The organism is Nocardia sp. NPDC050175 (assembly GCF_044459885.1).
Taxonomy (GTDB): Bacteria; Actinomycetota; Actinomycetes; order Mycobacteriales; family Mycobacteriaceae; genus Nocardia.
This window is the reverse complement of record NZ_JBITJI010000019.1, coordinates 146,498-159,977: the sequence shown is the minus strand read 5'-3', so window position 1 is coordinate 159,977 and position 13,480 is coordinate 146,498. Positions and strand designations below refer to the sequence as shown.

The 13,480-nt window shown below is 68.3% G+C and carries 12 protein-coding genes; 9 read left to right on the top strand and 3 right to left on the bottom strand.

The window, feature by feature from the left end:
- The first annotated feature begins 51 nt into the window (after positions 1-51).
- From ACIBK2_RS42190 to add, 6 genes are all read left to right on the top strand, one after another.
- Positions 52-627 (top strand): TetR/AcrR family transcriptional regulator, encoded by a 576-nt coding sequence (locus ACIBK2_RS42190; RefSeq protein WP_396976206.1) that lies wholly within the window; start codon positions 52-54, stop codon positions 625-627.
- Positions 628-763: 136 nt separating this feature from the next.
- A complete protein-coding gene (locus ACIBK2_RS42185) occupies positions 764-1,543 on the top strand; it encodes a hypothetical protein (protein ID WP_396976204.1) in 780 nt (259 codons plus the stop codon).
- Entirely contained in the window at positions 1,540-2,562 is a 1,023-nt protein-coding gene (locus tag ACIBK2_RS42180; protein ID WP_396976202.1) for a DUF4129 domain-containing protein, read from the top strand. Before ACIBK2_RS42185 ends, ACIBK2_RS42180 begins: the two co-directional genes overlap by 4 nt.
- A gap of 73 nt (positions 2,563-2,635) precedes the next feature.
- Positions 2,636-3,625 (top strand): AAA family ATPase, encoded by a 990-nt coding sequence (locus ACIBK2_RS42175; RefSeq protein WP_396976200.1) that lies wholly within the window; start codon positions 2,636-2,638, stop codon positions 3,623-3,625.
- Positions 3,626-3,628: 3 nt separating this feature from the next.
- Positions 3,629-4,924: a DUF58 domain-containing protein gene (locus ACIBK2_RS42170; RefSeq protein WP_396976198.1), complete on the top strand. Its 1,296-nt coding sequence runs from the start codon at positions 3,629-3,631 to the stop codon at positions 4,922-4,924.
- Between the two features lie 35 nt (positions 4,925-4,959).
- The gene (gene add, locus ACIBK2_RS42165; RefSeq protein ID WP_396976196.1) at positions 4,960-5,976 is read left to right on the top strand and encodes an adenosine deaminase; all 1,017 of its coding nucleotides are present in this window, start codon (positions 4,960-4,962) and stop codon (positions 5,974-5,976) included.
- Here the strand turns inward: add and ACIBK2_RS42160 are convergent, their stop codons facing one another.
- Positions 5,977-6,771, bottom strand: a complete 795-nt coding sequence (locus tag ACIBK2_RS42160; protein WP_396976194.1) for an RDD family protein — start codon at positions 6,769-6,771, stop codon at positions 5,977-5,979. It abuts the gene before it with no gap.
- A gap of 43 nt (positions 6,772-6,814) precedes the next feature.
- On the opposite strand from ACIBK2_RS42160, the gene ACIBK2_RS42155 reads away from it, so the two are divergent.
- Positions 6,815-7,819, top strand: a complete 1,005-nt coding sequence (locus ACIBK2_RS42155; protein ID WP_396976192.1) for a stage II sporulation protein M — start codon at positions 6,815-6,817, stop codon at positions 7,817-7,819.
- A gap of 1,347 nt (positions 7,820-9,166) precedes the next feature.
- Here the strand turns inward: ACIBK2_RS42155 and ACIBK2_RS42150 are convergent.
- Positions 9,167-10,582, bottom strand: a complete 1,416-nt coding sequence (locus tag ACIBK2_RS42150; RefSeq protein ID WP_396976251.1) for a hypothetical protein — start codon at positions 10,580-10,582, stop codon at positions 9,167-9,169.
- 155 nt (positions 10,583-10,737) lie between these two features.
- On the opposite strand from ACIBK2_RS42150, the gene ACIBK2_RS42145 reads away from it, so the two are divergent.
- Positions 10,738-11,376 (top strand): class I SAM-dependent methyltransferase, encoded by a 639-nt coding sequence (locus tag ACIBK2_RS42145; protein WP_396976190.1) that lies wholly within the window; start codon positions 10,738-10,740, stop codon positions 11,374-11,376.
- On the opposite strand, the gene ACIBK2_RS42140 is transcribed toward ACIBK2_RS42145, so the two are convergent.
- Positions 11,377-12,144 carry an SDR family NAD(P)-dependent oxidoreductase gene (locus tag ACIBK2_RS42140; protein ID WP_396976187.1) on the bottom strand — a complete coding sequence of 256 codons (768 nt, stop codon included), beginning with the start codon at positions 12,142-12,144 and terminating at the stop codon, positions 11,377-11,379.
- Positions 12,145-12,238: 94 nt separating this feature from the next.
- Here ACIBK2_RS42140 and ACIBK2_RS42135 point away from each other — a divergent pair, with 94 nt between their 5' ends.
- On the top strand, positions 12,239-13,429 hold the full coding sequence (locus ACIBK2_RS42135; RefSeq protein ID WP_396976185.1) for an NADH:flavin oxidoreductase: 1,191 nt from the start codon (positions 12,239-12,241) through the stop codon (positions 13,427-13,429).
- Positions 13,430-13,480: the final 51 nt, after the last annotated feature.

The window sequence follows — 13,480 nt, the reverse complement described above, 5'->3', positions numbered from 1 at the left end:
TCCGGACGGTACAGTATCAGACCTTACCGTCCAGCCGGTATAGTTCGGCCGGTGACGGCTAACACCCGCGACCGAATCCTGGACGCACTCGAATCCCTGCTCCTGGAAAAAGGCATGTCGCACGTGACGCTGGAGAGCGTCGCGGCGCAGGCCGGCGTCTCCAAGGGCGGGCTGCTCTATCACTTCAAGAGCAAGGACGCGCTGCTCGCCGGGCTGGTCCGCAGACTCACCGACCGCGCGGGGCAGCAGCTGAAGGACCACCTCGACCGTGGCCAGTCCGTCGCGAGCTGGTACCTGCAGACCCCGAACACGGACAATGCCGCCGATGCGGTGGAGCTGGAGATCTACCGCTCGATGCTGGCGACCATGCGCACCATCGACGCCGCGGCCGATACCGAGGTCGACGAGGTGCAGCAGGCGCTGATGGAGATGATGGACTCCTGGTCGGACGGTCTGGACCACGAGATCGACGATCCCGTGCGGGCGGACATCATCCGGCTGGTCGGCGACGGCGTATACCTGCGCGCCCTGCTCGGCCTGCCGCAGATCGAACCGGCGCGTTATCGCCAGGTCGTCGCACGTCTGCTGAGCAAGAGCGTCGAACCGGTGACGAACTCGACCGCGTAGGGCCTGCGCGGGCCGCAGATCAGAAACAGCCCGTTAGACTCGGCCCGTGCTACCAGCCGCCGACCCGGCCGGTGCCGTCGGGGCGGGAGACGATCCGGTACCAGGGTCCCCTGGAACGACGGTACCGATCCGTCCGATGACCTTCCGCGAACTGCTGGACGTGCCGTTCGCGCTGATCCAGGCGAATCTGCGCGCACTGGCCTGGTCGAGCGCGCTGGCCATGGTCACCGCCGAGCTCGTGGTCGTCGCGGTCACCGCGGCTATCGCGAAGCTGAGCGACGACTCGGACAACGCGATCGCCTGGGCGGCGGTCCTGTCGACGATGGCCTGCGCCTGGCTGATGCGGTTCGTGCTGCGCGGCGTGACCGTCGCGATCGGGCTGGCCGGGGTGTCCGGCGCCCCGATCGGCTGGCGCACCGCGTTGCGCAGGGTCGGTGCGGCGGCCGGGCCGTTGCTGGTTTTCCAGGTGCTCTACACCCTCGTCGCGATCGGCGTGCTCGCGCTGTCCAGCCCGCTGATCATCACCTTTCCGTTCGGTGTGATCTGGCTGGGCTGGTTGCGGGCCAAGCGTTTCGTCGCGGTCCCGGTCATGTTCGTCGAACAGGCCGCGCATCGGGCGGCCGTCGCGCGCGCGAAAGTGCTTGTCGCCGGTGCCGAATGGCAGACGGTCGGCCTGTGGTTGGTGCAGCGTTGCCTGCTCGTGCTGTTGTCCGTGCCGCTGCTCGGCATACCGTTTTATCTCTCGGATTTCTCCGGCACCCACCGGTGGCCGGTGATCGTACTGCTCACCAGCGGCGCACTGCTGATCGTCGCGTTCGGTGAGGTCGCCGAGGCGGCCACCAGGGTGGTGTCCTACGTCGACCGCCGCTGCCGCCGTGAGGGTTTGGACATTCACATCCCGGGTCAGGTGCGATGAACGAGCACAACCCGGTCGAGCCGCCGAGCCCACCGCGCCTCGGCGCCGCGGCCGACCACCGCGCGGCCGCCGAAAACGCCGCACAGCAACGCGATTTCGACAACGCACTGCGCGAACGCTTCCGCGCCGTGCTGCGCGGATTGGAGCAGCGCGGTGTGCTCGAGGTGCGCCGGTCCCGCACCGCGCGGGAGACCGCCGACGACGTGACGACCGCGCTGCCGCTCGATGTCGCCGCCGAAATCGACCCGGCCGCACATAGTTTCGACGAGGTCGTCTACGGCGGGCGGCGCGCGACCGAGGACGAGTACCGCAGACTCGAATACGCCGACCGGTTCTCCGCGGCGGCACCACCGCCCGTCGCGGAACCCACGGAAATCACCGCCACTGAGAAGGCACCCCGCGCCCGCAGGACGCTGCCACCGCTACCGGAGCTGTTGCACAACCCCAAGTTCTGGGCCGCCCTGGCCGGCGCGGCCGCACTGCTGCTCCTGCTCTATGCCGTGCTGCAGTCGTGCGGTGCGCCGAACGCACCGCAGCAGCCGGATATCCCGCGTACCAGGCCACCGCACGATTCCGGCGGCTCCGGTTTCGGCACCGGCGACGACGCGATCTGGGATCGGCTGCCCGCGCCGGTCTTCTTCGGCGGGCTGCAATTCCTGATCGCCGCAGCACTTGTGGTGTGGTGGCGGGCGCGCCGCCGCGGCGCGCTGGTGCGCGAACCGCGGCCGGTCGAGGTCGCGGCGAACGAGCTGCTCGCCGGGCAGGCCGGGCTGTATCGGCGCTCGAAGGACCACGATCACGTCGCGGCCAAGCTGCGCGCGGCAACCCTGCGCCGCATCCGCCCGACGCTCGGGATGACCGCAGACACTCCGCCGGACCGGCTGGTCGCCGCCGTGGCGGCCCGCATCGGCGAAGATCCGAGCCAGATCGGACTCGCCCTGTTCGGCGCGGTGCCCGACGCGGAAACCCTGGAACTCGTTGCCACCCAACTCGAGTGGATCGAAGCGGAGGTCGGATGAGACGCCGACACTCCTGCCGCAGCACTCATCCCATCGACGGGGCGGGGTACCCCCGCATGACACTGGAGGTCGGATGACCATCCCCACCACGGACACCAACCACACCCCCACCGCCGAGGAGGCCGGGGCGGCGTTCGCGGCGTTGCGCGCCGAGATCGGCAAGGCGGTGGTCGGCAACGACAACGCGATCATGTTCCTGGTGCTCGCGCTGCTGTGCCGCGGGCACGTGCTGCTCGAAGGCGTACCGGGCGTGGCGAAGACGCTGCTGGTGCGGGCCTTGGCGACGGCGCTGGAGCTCGACCATGCCAGGGTGCAGTTCACCCCGGACCTGATGCCCGGCGATGTCACCGGCTCGCAGATCTACGACCCGCACTCGGCCGAGTTCACCTTCCGGCACGGCCCGGTCTTCACCAACCTGCTGCTCGCCGACGAAATCAACCGCACGCCACCGAAAACCCAGTCGGCGCTGCTGGAATCGATGGAGGAGCGCCAGGTTTCGGTCGACGGCAAGCCACGGCCGCTGCCCGATCCGTTCGTGGTGATCGCCACCCAGAACCCGATCGAGCAGGAGGGCACCTATCCGCTGCCGGAGGCGCAGCTGGACCGGTTCCTGTTCAAGGTCGATATCCAATTGCCCGGCCGCGACGACGAATTCCGCATTCTGCAGCGCCATGCCGCGGGCTTCGATCCGCGCGACCTGGCCGCGGCCGGTCTGCGTCCGGTGGCGGGGCCCGCGCACATCCTCGCCGGGCGGGCCGCGGTCGCCAAGGTGACGATCAGTCCCGAGGTGCTGGCCTACATGGTCGACGTGTGCCGGGCCACCCGCATGTCTCCCGCCGTGCAGCACGGCGCGTCCACCCGCGGCGCGACCGCGTTGATGGCGGCCGCACGCGCGTTCGCGTGGTTGAACGGGCGCGCATTCGTGACCCCGGATGATGTCAAAGCCCTTGCCGTCGCGGTACTCCGGCATCGGCTGCAGCTGCGGCCGGAGGCGGAACTGGACGGCGTGACCACCGAGAGTGTCATGTCGTCGCTGCTGCTCTCGGTCCCGGTTCCGGTGTAGTCCGTGGTCGTCACCGGTCGGCTGGCCGCCGCGGCGGGCGTCCTCGCGCTGCTCGTCACCTTCGTCGTTCCGTCGTTGCTCGGCGTGGTGGTCGCGACGGGTCTGCTGGCCGCCGCCTTACTGTTCGACCTCGGCTCGGTCGGCCGCGCCCGCGATCTCACCCTGTCCAGGGAGCCGCTGACCGTGGTCCGGCTCGGCCGCACCACCGAGGTGGAGCTCGTCGCGGTGAACAACGGCACCCGCGCCCTGCGCGGCACCGTGTGGGACGACTGGCCCGACAGTGCCCGCGCCGAAAACCGCACGCACCAACTGGATCTGGCACCGGCCACGCTGGTGCGCCTGCGCACCACGCTCGCCCCGACCTATCGCGGCGACCGGGTGGCGGGCCAGGTGACGGTGCGACTGATCGGCCCGCTCGGCCTCGCGGGCAGGCAGACCCGCCGCCGCGTGCCCGCCCGCGTACGCGCGCTACCGCCGTTCCGCAGCGAGCGCCTGCTGCGCTCGAAAGTCAAACGGCTGCAACAACTCGAGGGCCGCAATGTGGCCAACCTGCGCGGGCAGGGCACCGAGTTCGACTCGTTCCGCGAATACGTCGCGGGCGACGACGTGCGCGGCATCGACTGGCGCGCCACCGCCCGGGCCACCGACGTACTGGTGCGCACCTGGCGGCCGGAACGGCACCGGCACATGCTGATGCTGCTGGACACCGGCCGGATCAGCGCGGGCCGGGTCGGCGACGGCACCCGCCTGGACGCCGGCATCGAGGCTGCGCTGCTGCTCGGCGGGCTGGCCGCCGCCGCGGGCGACTCGGTCGACCTGCTCGCCTTCGACCGCGAGCCGCGCGCCGAGGTGCGCGGCATCAGCGGAAAAGGCTTGCAGCTCAAGCTGATGCACGCGATGGCGGGCATCACCCCCGCCCTCGTCGACACTGACAGCGCGAGCCTGGTGCGCGCCGCCATCCAGCGCACCCGCCGCCGCAGCCTGGTCGTCTGGTTCACCAGCCTCGACGGTGCCGCCGTCGAAGAGAACCTGCTCCCGGTGCTGCCCACCCTCGCCCAACGCCACCGCGTTCTGATCGTCTCGGTCACCGATCCCGACGTCGCTGAAGCCGCGACCCGCCGCACCTCCCGCGCCGACCTCTACCCTGCGGCCGCCGCCGAATCCATCCTCGCCGAACGCGCCCTGGTGCAGGAGTCCCTGCGTCGCAAGGGAATCGCAGTGGTCGCCGCCTCCCCCGACCACCTGGCCGAGGCCCTCGCCGACGAATATCTGGAGCTCAAACGGTCCGGCACGATGTAGCCCGTTCCGGCGACCGGCGGCGCATTATGTAACTCATGTCTGATCTCGCCGCGTTTGTCCGTGGACTGCCCAAGGCCGAACTGCACCTGCATCTGGAAGGGACGCTGGAGCCGGAGTTGAAGTTCCGGCTGGCCAAGCGCAATGGGATCGAGCTGGCCGAGCAGACGGTGGACGAGGTCAAGCAGACCTATCAGTTCCACGATCTGACCTCGTTCCTGCAGGTCTACTACCCGGCCATGCGGGTGCTGCTGGAACCGGCGGACTTTCACGACCTAGCGTTCGACTACCTGACCAGGGCGCACGCCCAGGGCATTCGGCACGTCGAGATGTTCTTCGACCCGCAGGCGCACACCGGGCGCGGTGTCTCATTCGCCACCGTGATCGACGGATACCGGTTGGCCATCGGGCGGGCGCGACAAGAGTTCGGGATCTCAGCCGAGCTGATCCTCTGCTTCCTGCGCGACCACTCCGCCGAATACGCGATGGCGACGCTGCTGGAGGCGCTGCCGTACCGCGACTGGATCATCGGCGTCGGGCTCGACTCGGACGAGCGCGGCAATCCGCCGAGCAAGTTCGCGGCGGTCTTCGCGCGGGCTCGCCGCGAGGGCTTCCTGCTGACCATGCACTGCGATATCGATCAGCAGGACTCGATCGAGCACATCCGGCAGGCCCTGGAGGACATCGCCGTCGATCGGCTCGACCACGGCACCAACATCGTCGAGGACGACCGGCTCGTCGAGCTGGCCAAGGGCAAGGGCATCGCGCTGACCTGCTGTCCAGTCTCGAATTCGTTCGTCACCAGCCGGATGAAATCCGACGAGATCGTCGGGCTGCTCGACCGCGGCCTCACCGTCACGATCAACAGCGACGATCCCGCCTACTTCGGCGCGTACGCGGCGGACAACTACGTGGCGCTCGCCGAGCACGCGGGCCTCGACATCGATCAGCTGGTGGCGCTGGCGAAGAACTCGTTCCGCGGCTCCTGGATCACCCCGGCGCGGCTGGACCAGTTCCTGCGCGAGATCGACGACTACGTCGCGGCCAACCGGTAACTACGGACCGACCCGGAGCGGCACCGGCGCGAACACCGGGAACATCGGCGGCGGCAGCACCCGGCGCTGCCGCTCAGCGATCACCGCACCGAGGATCTGCAACGGCGGATACCCGGTCGGCACCGGCACCTGCAGCCGCTCACACACCGCGCTCACCAGCGCCGTACCCAACTCGTGCTGCACGACGGGCGTCAGGGTGCGGAATCGGCTCAGATACTGCCGCACCGCGAGCGCCAGATCATCCGGCAGCATGGCCAGCGGCAGCGGCACCGCCCAGCCCGCGAGCCACGGCGGCGCCACCGCGAGCAGCGGCGCGGGCAACGGCCGCTGGGCGTGCACGACCACGGTGCCCGCGAGCACGTCACCGACCCGCCGCGCGTTCGGCGAGCAGATCGACGTCACCACCGCGACCGCACCGAACGCGCCGAGCATCCAGAAGTCCACGATCGCACCGGCCAGCCCGCGGGTGAGCGCGTGCCGGAAGTCGATCGGACCGCCGTCCGCGCGCACCACCCGCAGCCCGAGCACCAACTTGCCCAGCGTCCGCCCGCGCGAGGCGGTTTCGCAGGCCACCGGGTAGCCGACCAGCACCCCGACGACGGTGACCAGCACGGCAACGTCGAGCCACGCCGTGTCCGCCCCGCTGGGCAGCAGCACGCTCACGGTAAGCACGAAGAGGGTGGCGGCCAGCATGAACTGCAGCACCACGTCGATGAGGAACGCAGTGGCTCTGGTGGGGAGCCGGGCGATCGGCAGCTCTAGCGCGACCGCTTCGCCGGTGGTGAATTCAGCCATGTCGATAGCATTCTTCCGACCGGCGGTAGTGGGAGGCAAGCCTGTGGATGTCGACGCGTACAGCTACGCACACCGGAGGGCGTGGGAACGGCTGGATTATCTGGCCAAACGGCGCACGCTCACCGGGGCCGAGGCGGACGAACTCGTCACGCTGTACCGGCGCACGTCGCAGCAGCTGGCCCGGCTGCAATCGCACAGCCCCGATCCGGAGCTGACCGCCGGGTTGAGCGCGCTGCTGGCCAGGGCGCGCGGGCGGGTGATCGGCAGCAGGGGCGATACCTGGCAGGAGATCGGCCGGTTCTTCACGCATCGCTTCCCGGCCGCCCTGTATCGGAGCTGGCCGTGGTGGGTCAGCGTGGCCGCGGTGTTCCTGCTGGTGTCCGCCGGGTTGGCGGTCTGGGTGGCCCGATTCGATTCGGCACGTACGGTTCTCGGCATTTCGTCGGACACCGGGGCGCTGACCGAACGCGGCGGTGCCTTCGAGTCCTATTACTCCGAGCATCCACAGGGTGCGTTCGCCGCGCAGGTGTGGACGAACAATGCCTGGGTGACGGCGATCGCGCTGTTCACCGGGGTGTTGATCCTGCCAGCGGTGTATCTGCTGTTCATGAACGCGCTCAATCTGGGCGTCTCCGCCGGGCTGATGGCGGATGCGGGACGGTTGGATTCGTTCTTCGGGTTCATCCTGCCGCACGGCACGCTCGAGCTGACCGCCATCTTCGTCGCGGGTGGGGCGGGGCTGAAACTCGGCTGGACGCTGATTGATCCGGGCCGGCTGAGCCGGTTGGAGGCGGTGGCGCGGCAGGGCAGGGCGACCGCGACGGTGGCGCTCGGGTTGGTCGGCGTGCTGCTGGTGTGTGGCTGCATCGAGGGATTCGTGACGCCCAGCGCGCTGCCCGCGCCGGTGCGCATCGCGATCGGGTTTCTTGCCGAGGCGTTGTTCCTGGTCTACGTGTTCGGGGTGGGCCGCCGGGTGGTGCTCGCGAAGGCGGCGGCGGCACTGGATGTGGCGACTGAGGGCCGACAGACAACCTCGAGCACACACTGAGCGAAGCGGGTTCGGACACTCGGCAGCAACGCCGCGTCACGGCTCGGTTTCGGTGTCCCCCAATTGAGTTCCGCTGGCCGCAGCGAGTCATGCTCAGCTGCGGCCAGCGTTACCGTCGACTCTACACAATCGTTATCCCTACGCAACCCTCTCCGCCCGTGTCAAGCGTATAAAGCAGCACGCCAGCAAACCCTGGCGAGGGCATGGTTTTTCACAGATCCAGCTAACTTGCAGCTGTCGGTTTTGGAACGTTCGAAACGGTCGAAAATTAGGCGATCGCGTGAATCCGCAGGTCCGGCCGTATCCACTTCGTGGCGATACAAACCTCATTCAGACGATTAGCTGTGCATCCGACATAGATGCCTCCATGGCATCTACGCAGGGGCAACGACCTGCACCTTCGTTGCAAGAATTCAAGGTAGCTGGACGCTAGATGAACAGAAAGCGACCACAAGTTTGTTTAAGGCGTTATTAACCCAATACATGCCAGGTTGAACTGCTTGTGGACATGCATGTGTCGTGACAAGATCAGGAATAACCAGACACGAAAAGGCGACGGCATGTCCGATTCGCCGGGACCCGTTCAGCACCTCGGCCGCAACCTCGAGGCGGAGTGTGATCTTCGCCTCACCGGTCCCCCGAACCGTGGCAAATGCGGCGAAATCGACACTGCGGCAAGCTTTCCCCAGTTGGGACACACCGGTGCAACACGCCGAGGACGCGTGCCGAGGGCGTTGTTGTATCCCCAGATAGGCGCGGTATGACCGTTTCGCACCGCCCGGCTATCCACAACCTTCAGCGGCCGTAACCCGCGTTCACGCACCATCCGCACTTCGTGCACAGGCTGGGAGTCACGAACCCTCCACCGCTGTGGACAGGATCCGCACCTGCCGCTGCCCGTCCCGCGAGCCACCCGTCGATCCGATCGATGTCCACACCCGGCCACCGCCGCGTCATCCACAAAGTCGGCGCTGTCTCAACAGCTTTCGCGCACAGCTCACCGCACCCGTCCATACCGTCATGCACAGCCTTCACCCAGGCGCTTCGGAGTCGATCGCGCCGCAACGCTCGAGGTCAGGCAGGGAACGCGAAGGTGAACGGCATTCGGCCATCCCGAAACAACACACAGCACCATCCACAGCCGGAAGTCGACTCCGCCAATCCTCGTGCGGCGCAATATCGCGCCCAGAAGGCGCTAGAACACGGGTGGGTGTGCATCGATGCTCCTCGAGCAACACACAGATTTATCCACAGGTGTAATCACCGACACTCGGCATGTGCATAAACCCACGAACTCGGCTGAGCGGCACCGGTATCCACAGCTGACAAGACATGCGGACGACGCGCTCAGCCGACGCGCAGAATCCCGGTGACCGTGCCCTGCAACACCTGTCGGTCCTGGGTGAGCAACGGCGACGTCTGCAGCGGATCGTCGACGATGGTGCCGGGCAACGGATGGCTGCCGGTCACCGCGCCGGTCTCCGGATCGAGCACGGTGAACGCGTAACCGTCCAGCGGCGTGGTGCTGTCCGGCCCGAGCCGCGTCACTGTGTACACAGCACCATCGGCTGTGGACAAGTGGGGAACCGCCGCACTGCGCACCGTGTTCTCCCATACCGTGTGACATCCGTTGTCGTCCACATCAACCCGGGTCATGCCGCCGGTGAACGCCGCGGTCGGCGGCACGGCCGGTCCCGCGCCCGCGGGCACCGCCGGATAGGGATAGCCGTAGGTACTCGCGACGAACAGCGAGCGGCCGATACCGACCGGTGAATTCTCGCTCCCCGCACCGCCCTTCGTCAGGACAGGCTGCGAGCACACCAATTGTCCGCTTCCGGAACGGAATACCAGCGCGTTGACCTGCCCGTCGGCATTGTCGACGATGGTCAGATAGTCGGCGCCGGTGTTCGGCCCGAAGTAGGTGGGTGTCGAGCCGGTGCCCCAGCTCAACTGTCCCGGCTTGCGGGCCGAGCCGCGTTGGTACGGTGCGCGCCAGAGCACCTCGGGGCGACCCGACGAGTCGGCCCGCAGTTCGTACAGCGCGTGTGTGGTCGCGACCGCGATCCGCCCGCTCGGTGCCGCCGAAATGCTGTTGGCCACTTGCTCATCGGCGGGCAACGTCACTGTGACCGCCGCCCCGGACGGTGCGACCAGACCGACAATGCCGTTGCCGGTGGCGAACCAGATATTGCCAGCCCAATCCGGCACCAGCCCGGTCACGTTGTCCCCCACCGGAATCACCGACGACAGGTCGGCCACTTGCTCGCTCGCCAATTGCCACTTTTCCGCCGCGTCACGGGTATGACCGACACGGAGCAATCGATTGGCGCCATCCACGACCACGAGCCGGTCATGGTTGTCCAGGTACGCGTAGACGCCACCGAGCAGACTGCCCTTGGTCAGCGGCAGCGCGGCCAGCGAGTGCCCGACCGGTCCGGGAGCCGCCGGATCGATCAGATGCACGGTCGGCGCCTGACCGACGATGGCCGTGCACAACGCGACCACCAGCTGGTCCGCCCCCTCCAGCAGCGTCGGGCACGCCGAAGCGAGCGGATAGGCCGAGACCGACACCGCGCCCGCGCCGGGCCCGGCCAGCGGAGTGGCATCCGACGAACCCGCGTCCCCGTGCATCGTCGAGGTGCCGAGCGGCCCGAGATACGGATTGGGCGGCGCCAGCGGCCCCCATTGGCCGGTCGCCGTGGCGGGGCCTGCGGTCAGCAGCGCCATCGAGCAGGCGGCGAGGAGGATCAGTGGTGCGCGCATCACGGTCTTTCGGGTCGACAACACAGCATTCGATCGAACCGAAACGAACGCCATCGGCACAGTATTCGAAACGTTGGTGATCCAAATTCCGGTCGGCTCGGTAGCCGGGAGGCGATCGACGGCAGCGAGGGCGGCGGTGTGCCTACGATGACGCCATGAACGGTGTGCGCGCCCGCTTGTTGTCCACCCTGGCCGGTCAGCTCGGCAATCCACACGGCGTGCTCGGTAAGGGCGTTGCGTTCATGCTCAACCGCGGCAACAAGCGTGCCATCGAGGCCGCGGTGGCGGCCGCCGAGATCACCGCGGGCCAGACCGCCGCCGACCTCGGATTCGGCGGCGGCGCAGGACTTTCCCTGCTGCTCGCACGCGTCGGCACCGGCGGCGTCGTGCACGGCATCGAACTCTCGCCCGACATGCTCGCCCGCGCCCGCTCCGGCTACCCGCGCGAAATCGACTCGGGCCGACTGCGACTCGCCGAAGGCTCGCTCACCGCGTTGCCGCTCGCCGACGACAGCCTGGACGCCGCGATCACGGTCAACACCCTCTACTTCGTGCCCGATCTGGACGCGGTCTGCGCCGAGCTGGCCCGCGTGGTCCGGCCCGGCGGCCGGGTGGTGATCGGCATCGGCGACCCGGACACCATGGCGAAGCTGCCCTTCACGCCCTACGGCTTCACGCTGCGCCCGGTCGCCGACGTCCTTGCCGCACTGGAGAAATCGGGCTGCGCCGTGACCCACGAGCAGCTCCCGAATCCACCGATCCCGCACCACCTGCTGGTCGCCACGCCTAGGTGACTACATCAACGCGCCGCCGTCGATCCGGATCTCGGTACCGGTCATGTAGCGGCCGTCGTCCGAGGCGACCATCGCGACCACACCCGCGATGTCCTCCGGACTACCGAGCGCGCCGCCATTGAGCCAGCCGGTCATCCGGGCGAACAGCTTCGGATCGAAGCCTTCCGGCTGATCCCGGATCGATTTCGTGGTGATACCGCTGGTGATGCCCGCGGGCACGATATTCACCGCGCGCAGGCCCTGCTTGGCGTACTCCAACGCGATCGCGTGGGTGAAGGCGTTGACGCCGCCCTTCGAGGCCGCATAGGCCGCGAGGTAGGGGGCGGCGCTGAACGCGGCGGTCGAGGAGATGTTCACGACGACGCCGTGCCCGGATTCCACCAGCGCGGGCAGCGCGGCCTGCGTCATCAGGAAGGTTCCGGTCAGGTTCACCCCGATCACCTGGTTCCACGCTTCCAGGGGCATCTCGTGCGTGCGGGCCGGGCGCAGGATGCCCGCCCCGTTCACCAGCACATCGAGCCCGCCGAGGAAGTCGAGTGCCGTCGCGGTCGCCGCGCGCACCGAGTCCGGCTCGGCCACGTTCACCGCGACCGTCCGCAATCGCTCGGCGGCGTCGCCCGCCTTCTCCGCCGTGGCCGCCAGCCCCGGCTCGTCGATATCGGCGGCGACCAGCTGGGCCCCCTCGTCCAGCAGCCGCAGGGCGATGCCCTGTCCGATGCCGGAGCCTGCTCCCGTCACCACCACGCGGCGGCCGTCATATCTGCGCATGCCAAGAATTAGAACAGGTTCTCATTGTGAGTCAAGCCACTTCCGGCAGCTCATTTCGGGAACGCGGAATTGAAACACGTTCTAGTGTGAGCGGATGCCGAACGACGCGTTCCAACCGGCCAGGCTCGGGCCGGTTCAGCTGCGCAACCGCATCATCAAGGCCGCGACGTTCGAGGGGCGCACGCCCGACGCCCTGGTCACCGATGCGCTCATCGACTTCCATCGCGGGGTCGCGGCGGGCGGCGCCGGGCTGACCACCGTCGCCTACTGCGCGGTCGCGCCCGAGGGCCGGACCGACCGGCATCAGATCTGGATGCGCCCCGAGGCCGTGCCCGGCCTGCGGCGGCTCACCGACGCGGTGCACAGCGAAGGCGGTGCGGTCTCGGCGCAACTGGGCCATGCCGGCCCCGTCGCGAACGCGGCCTCCAATCGCGCGCCCGCGCTCGCGCCGAGCAGGCAGTTCAGCCCGATCAGCCTGCGGCTCACCCAGTCCGCGACGGCGGCCGACATCCGGCGGATCATCACCGCCCACGCCCGCGCCGCCCGATTGGCGGTGGCATCCGGATTCGACGCCGTCGAACTGCATTTCGGGCACAACTATCTGATCAGCTCGTTCCTCAGTCCAGCGTTGAACAAGCGCTCGGACGAGTACGGCGAAACCCTGGTCAATCGCGCGAAGCTGGCCAGGCAGACCGCGGACGCGGTGCGCCAGGAGGTCGGCGGCGAGATCGCGGTGCTGGCGAAGTTCAACATGGACGACGGCGTGCGCGGCGGGTTCGGCGGCGACGAAAGCCTGTCCGTCGCACGGTGGCTCGCGCAGGACGGCAACCTCGACGCGCTCGAACTCACCGTCGGCAGCTCGCTGCGCAATCCGATGTATCTGTTCCGCGGCGACGTGCCGCTGCGCGAGTTCGCCGACCAGTTCCCGACGCCGCAGCGCCTGGGCATTCGTCTGGCGGGCCGCCGATTCCTGCGCACCTACCCGTATCACGAGGCCTATCTGCTGGAGGAGGCGTTGCGCTTCCGCGCCGAACTCGCGCTCCCGTTGGTGCTGCTCGGCGGCATCGCCTCGCGCGCGGCGATCGACACCGCGATGTCGCACGGTTTCGAGTTCGTCGCGATGGCGCGTGCGCTGCTGCACGATCCGGAATTGGTGAACCGCATGCGTTCCGACGCGGCGGCCGAGTCGCTGTGCACCCACTGCAATCGCTGCATGCCGACCATCTATCGGGGCACGCATTGTGTATTGACTTCTCCGGTACCGGATTCCACGACATCGACATAGTCCGATAGATAGCGAGAAGGCCCGGTCCTGATGGACCGGGCCTTCTTTCGG

Coding starts and splice junctions, on each gene's coding strand:
- ACIBK2_RS42185 (WP_396976204.1), top strand. CDS start 764: ATGACCTTCCGCGAACTGCTGGACGTGCCGTTCGCGCTGATCCAGGCG.
- ACIBK2_RS42160 (WP_396976194.1), bottom strand. CDS start 6,771: ATGGCTGAATTCACCACCGGCGAAGCGGTCGCGCTAGAGCTGCCGATC.
- ACIBK2_RS42145 (WP_396976190.1), top strand. CDS start 10,738: ATGAACGGTGTGCGCGCCCGCTTGTTGTCCACCCTGGCCGGTCAGCTC.
- ACIBK2_RS42175 (WP_396976200.1), top strand. CDS start 2,636: ATGACCATCCCCACCACGGACACCAACCACACCCCCACCGCCGAGGAG.
- ACIBK2_RS42140 (WP_396976187.1), bottom strand. CDS start 12,144: ATGCGCAGATATGACGGCCGCCGCGTGGTGGTGACGGGAGCAGGCTCC.
- ACIBK2_RS42150 (WP_396976251.1), bottom strand. CDS start 10,582: ATGCGCGCACCACTGATCCTCCTCGCCGCCTGCTCGATGGCGCTGCTG.
- add (WP_396976196.1), top strand. CDS start 4,960: ATGTCTGATCTCGCCGCGTTTGTCCGTGGACTGCCCAAGGCCGAACTG.
- ACIBK2_RS42135 (WP_396976185.1), top strand. CDS start 12,239: ATGCCGAACGACGCGTTCCAACCGGCCAGGCTCGGGCCGGTTCAGCTG.
- ACIBK2_RS42180 (WP_396976202.1), top strand. CDS start 1,540: ATGAACGAGCACAACCCGGTCGAGCCGCCGAGCCCACCGCGCCTCGGC.